At 66.4% G+C, this 5,950-nt stretch carries 4 protein-coding genes; all 4 read left to right on the forward strand.

The window, feature by feature from the left end:
- Positions 1-118 precede the first annotated feature (118 nt).
- Positions 119-1,414: a glutamate--cysteine ligase gene (gene gshA / locus AVS7_RS18025; RefSeq protein WP_020229458.1), complete on the forward strand. Its 1,296-nt coding sequence runs from the start codon at positions 119-121 to the stop codon at positions 1,412-1,414.
- Between the two features lie 120 nt (positions 1,415-1,534).
- Positions 1,535-3,406, forward strand: a complete 1,872-nt coding sequence (locus tag AVS7_RS18030) for a potassium transporter Kup (protein WP_020229459.1) — start codon at positions 1,535-1,537, stop codon at positions 3,404-3,406.
- A gap of 108 nt (positions 3,407-3,514) precedes the next feature.
- Entirely contained in the window at positions 3,515-4,708 is a 1,194-nt protein-coding gene (locus tag AVS7_RS18035) for a benzoate/H(+) symporter BenE family transporter (RefSeq protein WP_034691149.1), read from the forward strand.
- A 24-nt stretch (positions 4,709-4,732) separates the two neighbouring features.
- Positions 4,733-5,686, forward strand: a complete 954-nt coding sequence (gene gshB, locus AVS7_RS18040; protein WP_020229461.1) for a glutathione synthase — start codon at positions 4,733-4,735, stop codon at positions 5,684-5,686.
- Positions 5,687-5,950 lie beyond the last annotated feature (264 nt).

The following is a 5,950-nucleotide window of genomic DNA, read 5'->3' on the forward strand; positions in this document are numbered from 1 at the left end:
ATCTTCGTGATCCTCATGTTGCCCAAGGCTGCGCCTGTCCTGGGCTCCGGAATAAGTTCATAACACGCTCTAGGGCTGATCCCTACAATCGACCGCAACCTTTTTCCGAGGGCGATACATGGTTCCCCATCTCATCACGGCACTCACCGGACCGATCAACGAACTGGAGCAGCGCATCCTCGACTCCATGCCCGCCATCGAGCGCTGGTTCCGCCTGGAGTGGATGGAGCACACGCCGCCGTTCTACACCTCGGTGGACATCCGCAACGCGGGCTTCAAGCTTGCGCCGGTGGACACCAACCTGTTCCCCGGCGGCTGGAACAACCTGACCGACGAGATGCTGCCGCTGGCGGTGCAGGCGGCCATGGCGGCGATCGAGAAGATCTGCCCCGAGGCGCGCAACCTGCTCATCATTCCCGAGAACCATTCGCGCAACACCTTCTACCTGGCCAACGTGGTGCAGCTGCAGCGCATCTTCAACATGGCCGGGCTCAACGTGCGCGTGGGCTCCATCAGCCCGGACATCAAGAAGACCACCACCGTCACGCTGCCGCACGGCGAGTCCGTCGTGCTGGAGCCGGTGATCCGCACCAAGCGCCGCCTGGGGCTCAAGAACTTCGACCCCTGCACCATCCTGCTGAACAACGACCTGTCGGCCGGCCCCCCGGGCATCCTGGAGGACCTGCACGAGCAGTACCTGCTGCCGCCGCTGCACGCGGGCTGGAGCGTGCGCCGCAAGAGCCGCCACTTCCAGAGCTACGAGGAGGTGGCCAAGCGCTTCGGCAAGATGCTGGGCATCGACCCCTGGCTCATCAACCCGCTGTTCACCCGCGCCGAGGGCGTGGACTTCAACGAAGGCACCGGCATGGATGCGCTGCAGGGCGCCGTCGACGCCACGCTGGCCAAGGTGCGCCGCAAGTACAAGGAATACGGCATCAACGAGAAGCCGTTCGTCGTGGTCAAGGCCGACAACGGCACCTACGGCATGGGCATCATGACCGTGCGCGATGCCAAGGAGCTCGACGGCCTGAACCGCAAGACCAAGAACAAGATGGCCGTCATCAAGGACGGCCAGGTGGTGCACGACGTGATCGTGCAGGAAGGCGTGCTCACGCAGGAGCGCGTGCACCAGGCGGTGGCCGAGCCGGTGGTCTACATGATGGACCGCTACGTGGTCGGCGGCTTCTACCGCATGCATGCCGAGCGCGGCACGGACGAGAACCTGAACGCCCCCGGCGCCAGCTTCGTCCCCCTGGCCTTCGAGCACAGCACCCGCCTGCCCCAGCCCGGCGCGCGCCCGGGCGCGAGCGCGCCCAACCGCTTCTACATGTACGGCGTGATCGCTCGCCTGGCCATGCTGGCGGCGAGCTACGAGCTGGAAGCCACCGACCCCGAGGCCGAGGTCTACGACTGACGCCGACCGCCAGTTGCTGCGCTGCAACATCGGCGGCGGGGGCATGCACGCCGCGCAGGCGCGGCGCACAATGGCGATCCCGCTTGACCCGCCGATGCCTCCGGGCACCGTCAACCTGCAGTGCAACATTCCAAGTCATCGCTCGCCGCGCTCACCCTGGGCGCCATCGGCGTCGTCTATGGCGATATCGGTACCAGCGTGCTGTACGCGGTCAAGGAGGTGTTCGGCTCCGGGCATGTGCCGTTCACGCACGCCAACGTCTACGGCGTGCTCTCCATCCTGTTCTGGACGCTCACGGTCATCGTCTCGCTGAAATACGTGGTGCTGGTGCTGCGCGCCGACAACCATGGCGAAGGCGGGCTGATCGCCATGCTGGCGCTGGCCTCGCAGGCGCTCAAGCAGCGCCATCCGCGGCTGCGCAGCGGCATGCTGGTGGTGGGCATCTTCGGCACCTCGCTCTTCTATGGCGACGGGGTGATCACGCCGGCGATCTCGGTGCTCTCGGCCATCGAGGGGCTGGAGGTGGTGTCGCCCCACTTCCGCAAGGCCGTCATCCCGCTCACGCTGGTGGTGCTGTTCGGGCTGTTCGCCGTGCAAAAGCGCGGCACGGCGGGCATCGGACGCTATTTCGGGCCGCTGATGCTGGCCTGGTTCCTGTCGATCGCGCTGCTCGCCGTGCCCCACATCGCGGGCCACCCCGAGATCCTGGGCGCCCTGGGTCCGCACCATGCGCTGGGCTTCATCTGGCACAACCCGGGCGTCAGCTTCATCATCCTGGGCGCGGTGGTGCTGTGCGTCACCGGCGCCGAGGCGCTGTATGCCGACCTGGGCCACTTCGGCAAGCGCCCGATCCGCATCGCTTGGTTCAGCGTGGCCATGCCGGCGCTGACCGTCAACTACTTCGGCCAGGGTGCCCTGCTGCTGGCCGATCCGGCCGCGGTGAAGAACCCGTTCTTCATGATGGCGCCCGACTGGGCGCTGCTGCCGCTGGTGCTGCTCGCCACCATGGCCACGGTGATCGCGTCGCAGGCGCTCATCACCGGGGCGTTCAGCGTCACCAAGCAGGTGATCCAGCTCGGCTACCTGCCGCGGCTGAACATCCTGCACACCAGCGTGCGGGACACGGGCCAGATCTACCTGCCCTTCGTCAACTGGAGCCTGTTCGTCGCCATCGTGCTGGCGGTGGTCATGTTCCGCTCCAGCAGCAACCTGGCGGCGGCCTACGGCATCGCGGTGACGCTGGACATGCTGATCACCACCGTGCTCACCTTCTTCGTGATCCGCTACGGCTGGGGCTATCCGCTGGCGCTGTGCCTGGCGGCCACCGGGTTCTTCTTCGTCGTGGACCTGGCGTTCTTCTCCTCCAACCTGCTCAAGCTGCTGCAGGGCGGCTGGTTCCCGCTGCTGATCGGCGCGCTGGTGTTCACGCTCATGATGACCTGGAAGCGCGGCCGCGAACTGCTCAACGACCGGCTGCGCGAGGAGGCCATCGGCCTGCCGGACTTCCTGGCCTCGGTGCTGGCCCACCCGCCCGTCCGCGTGGACGGCACGGCCGTGTTCCTGAGCGCCGAGCCGGGCATCGTCCCCAATGCGTTGCTGCACAACCTCAAGCACAACAAGGTGCTGCACCGGCAGAACCTGTTCGTGACCGTGCGCTACCACGAGACGCCCTGGATCGGCCTGGACCAGCGGCTGCAGGTGCAGGCGCTGGGCGGAGACTGCTGGCAGGTCACCGTGAACTACGGCTTCAAGAACGAGCTGGACCTGCCCAGCGCCCTGGGCCTCATGCAGGGCCGCGGCTGCGAGCTGCACGCCATGAGCACCAGCTATTTCCTGTCGCGCGACGTGGTGGTGCCCACCATCGGCAGCGGCATGGCGCCCTGGCGCGAAAAACTGTTCGCGCAGATGCACCACAACGCCAGCGGCGTGGCGGCCTTCCTGCACCTGCCCAGCAATGCGGTGGTGGAGCTGGGCTCGAAGGTGGAAATCTGATTGAGAGCAATTTTGGCCTCTAGCGCTTGCCAGTCAAGCGCAAGCAGCTATGCTTTTTGAATGACCGTGCCCAGCGCCCGGCCGGGGGAGCTGCCACAATCGGGCGCCATGCGATTCTTCAAAGACCTGAGCCTGTCTGCGTTCACGGCAGGGTTCGTCGCCGTGCTCGTGGGCTTCACCAGCTCGGTGGCCATCGTGTTCCAGGCGGCCCAGGCGTTCGGCGCCACGCCCGCGCAGATCACGTCCTGGATGTGGGCGCTGGGGCTGGGCATGGGCTTGTGCTCGCTCGTGCCCTCGCTCATCCTGCGCCAGCCGGTCATGGTGGCCTGGTCCACGCCGGGTGCTGCCGTGCTGGCGACGGCGGGCCTGGCCGGGGGCTTCAGCATGGGCGAGGCCGTCGGCGCCTTCATGGTGAGCGCGGTGCTCATCACCCTGGCGGGCATGACCGGCTGGTTCGAGCGGGTGATGAACCGCATCCCGATGGAAATCGCCTCGGCGCTGCTGGCGGGCGTGCTGGCGCGCTTCGGCATGCAGGCGTTCACCGCGCTGCAGACCGACATGCCCCTGGTGCTGGCGATGCTGGCCACTTATTTGCTGGCGCGGCGCCTGCTGCCGCGCTATGCCGTGGTGCTCACGCTGGCGGCCGGCATCGTCTGGGCGGCCGCCAGCGGGCAGATGCGCTGGTCCGCCGTGCATTTCGCGCTGGCCGTGCCCATGTTCACCGCACCGCAGTTCAGCGTGCAGGCGCTGATGAGCCTGGCGCTGCCGCTGTTCATCGTCACCATGGCATCGCAGAACCTGCCGGGCGTGGCCGTCATGCGCGCCACCGGCTACCAGCTGCCGGTGTCGCGCCTCATCACCATGACGGGCCTGGCCACGCTGGTGCTCGCACCTTTCGGCGCATTCGCGCTGAACTTCAGCGCCATCACCGCGGCCATGTGCATGGGGCCGCAGGCCCACCCCGACCGGGAGCGCCGCTACACGGCGGCGGTGTCGTGCGGGCTGCTGTACATCGCCGTCGGCATCTTCGGCGCCGTCGTCACGGGGCTGCTGACCGCCTTTCCCCAGGAACTGGTGGTGGCCATCGCCGGGCTGGCCCTGCTGGGCGCGATCGGCGGGGGGCTGGCGTCGGCGCTGGCCGGAGAAAGCCACCGCGAGGCCGCGCTCATCACCTTCCTGGTCACACTCAGTGGCGTGACCCTTGCCGGCATCGGCTCCGCCTTCTGGGGCGTCGTGGCCGGCAGCGTCGCGCTGGCTGTGCAACAGTACGGGCGTGCCCGCCCGTCTTCCGCGGCGCGCTGACGCCTCTCCACTTCCCGTTTGCCCATGAACCTCCTCTTCGTCGCCGATCCCGTCGAGCACTTCAAGATCTACAAGGACACCACCTTCGCCATGATGCGCGAAGCGCAGCGGCGCGGCCACACGCTGGCCGTGTGCGAGCCCCGCCACCTGCACTGGCAGCGCGGTGGTCGGGTGAGTGCGCGTGTGCGCGACATCGTCCTGACGGGGGAGGCGGACGCATGGTTCTCCGTTCAGGCATCGCGCGAGGCGGCATTGGCCGGTTTCGACGCCGTCCTGATGCGCAAGGACCCGCCGTTCGACAGCGAGTACTTCTATGCCACCCACTTGCTGGAGCAGGCGGAGCGCGAGGGCGCCCGGGTGTTCAACAAACCCCGTGCGCTGCGCGACCACCCCGAGAAGCTGGCCATCATGGAATTCCCCCAGTTCATCGGGCCTACGCTGGTCACGCGCGAAGCGCAAGACGTCCGGCGCTTCCATGAAGAGCACCAGGACATCATCCTGAAGCCGCTCGACGGCATGGGCGGCATGGGCATCTTCCGTGTGGGCCCGGACGGCATGAATCTGGGCAGCATCATCGAAACGCTCAACCGGGACGGCAGCCAGAGCGTCATGGTGCAGAAATTCCTGCCCGCCATTTCCGAAGGCGACAAGCGCGTGCTCATCATCGGGGGGCGGCCTGTCCCTTACTGCCTGGCGCGCATCCCCCAGGGAACGGAAGTGCGCGGCAACCTCGCAGCGGGCGGTTTGGGTGTTGCCAGGCCATTGACTGCACGCGACCATGAGATTGGCGAGGCCCTGGGGGCGGTGCTGCGGCAGCGGGGGCTGCTGCTGGCTGGAGTGGACGTGATCGGCGAATGCGTCACGGAGATCAATGTCACCAGCCCCACCTGCTTTCAGGAAATCCAGGAGCAAACCGGCTGCGACGTGGCTGCCTTGTTCGTGGATGCACTGGAAGAAGCTATCGCTCACGGCTTTTGATTTGGGCCGTATTTCCTGGGCTATACTACGCGGCTTCGCTGCCCGGCCGGTTGTGTAAACAGGTGGTTGGGCGGAGAAGAGGGGGAGATAAAAATTTCCCGGCTTTGAGTTGATCTGGTGTTTAAAACCGGTGTAGAATTTGAGGCTTCGCTGCTGAGGCGGTCTGCGACGGAAGTTGCAGGTGGTTGAAGTGGTGAGGGGTTTGGCGAAAAGATCGAAAGACCCCAAAGTTTGACAGGACTTTTCAAAACCTGCTAGAATTCA

Source organism: Acidovorax sp. MR-S7, assembly GCF_000400995.2.
Taxonomy (GTDB): Bacteria; Pseudomonadota; Gammaproteobacteria; order Burkholderiales; family Burkholderiaceae_C; genus MR-S7.

Coding starts and splice junctions, on each gene's coding strand:
- AVS7_RS18035 (WP_034691149.1), top strand. CDS start 3,515: ATGCGATTCTTCAAAGACCTGAGCCTGTCTGCGTTCACGGCAGGGTTC.
- gshA (WP_020229458.1), top strand. CDS start 119: ATGGTTCCCCATCTCATCACGGCACTCACCGGACCGATCAACGAACTG.
- gshB (WP_020229461.1), top strand. CDS start 4,733: ATGAACCTCCTCTTCGTCGCCGATCCCGTCGAGCACTTCAAGATCTAC.